Source organism: Dorea sp. AM13-35 (genome assembly GCF_003473885.1).
Taxonomy (GTDB): Bacteria; Bacillota; Clostridia; order Lachnospirales; family Lachnospiraceae; genus Dorea_D; species Dorea_D hominis.
Genome location: NZ_QUCZ01000016.1, coordinates 1 through 2,585, shown reverse-complemented (window position 1 = coordinate 2,585; position 2,585 = coordinate 1). Strand labels below are relative to the sequence as shown.

At 43.4% G+C, this 2,585-nt stretch carries 2 protein-coding genes; both read right to left on the bottom strand.

Translation table 11 applies throughout. The annotated features are described in order from the left end of the window. Positions 1-89: 89 nt before the first annotated feature. Positions 90-866, bottom strand: coding sequence for an IS21-like element helper ATPase IstB (gene istB / locus DW152_RS13185; RefSeq protein ID WP_118288815.1), 777 nt, complete (start codon positions 864-866; stop codon positions 90-92). Continuing rightward, positions 863-2,407: an IS21 family transposase gene (gene istA, locus DW152_RS13180; RefSeq protein WP_118288814.1), complete on the bottom strand. Its 1,545-nt coding sequence runs from the start codon at positions 2,405-2,407 to the stop codon at positions 863-865. Before istA ends, istB begins: the two co-directional genes overlap by 4 nt. Positions 2,408-2,585: the final 178 nt, after the last annotated feature.

Below are 2,585 nucleotides of genomic sequence, written 5' to 3'. Positions count from 1 at the left end.
TGAATATTACGGTGCGGCAGAGCCGCCAGTCCGGTGTGGCGAGAGCCACCTGTCCGGACTAACGGAGCCACCTCAGTTTGTTTATTAAGTTACTTTGCTATTGCTGGATCCAGTCCATATACTTCTCTCATAGAGAGGTCTTTAGCTGGGTCAACACTTTCAATATCGATTTTATAGGAATCATACGAAATACGATCCATGATGGCATCGGCAAGAGTACTTTCACCATCACAGATTTGCTGGTACCATTCACTTTCACGGAACTGAGAACAAAAGATTGTTGAAGATTTTTTACGTCTTTTATGTATCAGTTCAAAAAGATTTCTGGCTTCAGCTTCGGTCAGTTTAAGAAGCAGCCACTCATCAAGGATCAGTACTATTGGCTTGGTATATTTCTTCAGGACATTCGAGAAAGTTCCATTGTCCCTGGCAGCCTGTAAGTCCAATAATAGATCAGGAAGTCGTACATACCGTACTGAATAATAGTGCTTGCATGCTTCCATGCCAAAGGCACAGGCCATATAAGTTTTACCACTTCCGGTTGCTCCAGTAATAAAGATGTTCCGGTATTCTGTAATGTATTCACAGGTTGCCAGACGGTTGATCAGTGCTTTGTTCAGCTTTCGTCCAGAATGGTAATCGATCGCTGCGATGCTGGCATCTGGCTGTTCAAACTCAGCCTGGCGGATCAGCCTTTTCAGACGATTGTTTTTACGGTTGCTATACTCGACATCAACAAGCATACCGAAGCGATCTTCGAATGGAACTTCCTTCATTGCAGGATCATCCATCTGGATGCGGAATGCATCTGCCATAGCAGTCAGACGCATTTCAATAAGTTTATCGATTGTACTTTGATTTGTCATGATTGTTTACCTCCATAGTATTTGGCTCCTCTGGTTATGCCGTGTGGTTTTTCTACTTGAGATGATTCTGATTCGGTATCAGGTGCATCCTTTGTTGCAACCAATAGATTTTTGATACTTTTATAGCTGGGTTTACCGGAATAAGAGAGCGCCTTAGCGCAGACCTGTTCCAGCTTTTCTGGCGAATATTTTTCTGCCAGTTTCAGTAATCCCATGCAGCTTCTGTAGGATTGCTGTTCAATCCTGCCGGAGGTAAGTATTGCATCGACAACCTTACTTGTGTTAATTCCAATCGAATCAGCCCACTTACGGAACCGGTCACCGTTCCATTCCAGATATTTCTGGTGTTCCTGCGGCATATGTTCTGTCACTGTAGAATACTGACTGCTTCTTCCATAGAGTCGTCTGTGAGAGGCAATACGATTGTGATTATAAAATATTTCAATCGTTGTATCTGTTATACGCACATCAACCTTATTTTTGATATACTGATAAGGCACGGAGTAGAACATTCTGTCTACTGCGATGTGATAGTTAAACTGGACGGTGGCTTGTTTCCACTCAGCCAGTTCAAAAGGTGTAGCAGGCAACGGAGCCAGTAATGGCATTTCTTCCCCAAGAAATAAACTGAGTCTGCTACATTCCTTTTTCTGGAATTTACGGGCGTTGTAGGCATCCAGTTTTTCACGGATTGAAGCATTCAATTCTGCAAGAGAGAAAAACTGTTCATTGCGAAGGGCTGCTGTTATCCATGTGGATATCTTTCCTACCGATCCCTCTACATTCGGTTTATCTTTGGGTTTCCGGACTCTGGCCGGAAGGATGGCAAGATTGTAATGTTCTGCCATCTCATGATAAGTTGTGTTTAAGGCAGTGTTGTACCAGTCACTCTTTTTATGATTCACTGCGGTTGTGCAGTTATCAGAAACGAGCATAGGTGTGACACCACCAAAGAAATCAAACATCTGGATATGAGCTTTGATCCAGTTGTCAGTTTTCTCATTCATATATGCTTTTACAAAAGCATACTGACTGTAAGTTAATACACCTACAAATATCCATGCATCTGTTATTTCTCCGGTGTCCGGATCAATGATGTGAGCAGGGTCACCTGCCCAGTCAACTTCAATCTGTTCACCTGGTTTTCTAGGGATATGCATGGTAGCCCTGCGTTTTTCTTCATCCTTCTGGATGTAGTAGCAGAACTGAGAATACATTAGAGGCTCTTCGCTGCTCATGCGGCACTCCTCACAGTATTCTACCCAGAGAAGCTTTTTGTTTACGCCGTTCTGCAGAAGTTCTTTGCGGATGTAGTCAAAGTTTGGCATACGTTTATTTGTTGCCGACTTATCTTTAGGAAACATCAGCTCCTCTAGTGCACTGTCGGTCATGTCAAAATCCAGCGGCCATGAAAGATTGATTTCCGCTGCTTTTTTCAAAACCTTGGCGACTGTGTTTCTGGATACACCGCAACTCTGTGCGATGTTCCTCTCACTGAATCCTAAGCTTTTCAAGCGTAGGATTTCACGATACTTGGTCATAACTTACGACCTCCTTTATCTGTATTCACACCAAGGGTGTGTCTTTACAGTATAAAGGAAATATATGTAATAGAGCCCAATAAGGTGGCTCTGAATTACCGGAATATATGGCTCTCATTCTCCGGACAGGTGGCTCTCAAAGTCCGGACAGGTGGCTCAGAGAGCCCCGGAATAATCA

Bases quoted from the DNA above. Each gene is read 5' to 3' on its own strand.
- istB (WP_118288815.1), bottom strand. From the start codon at position 866: ATGACAAATCAAAGTACAATCGATAAACTTATTGAAATGCGTCTGACT.
- istA (WP_118288814.1), bottom strand. From the start codon at position 2,407: ATGACCAAGTATCGTGAAATCCTACGCTTGAAAAGCTTAGGATTCAGT.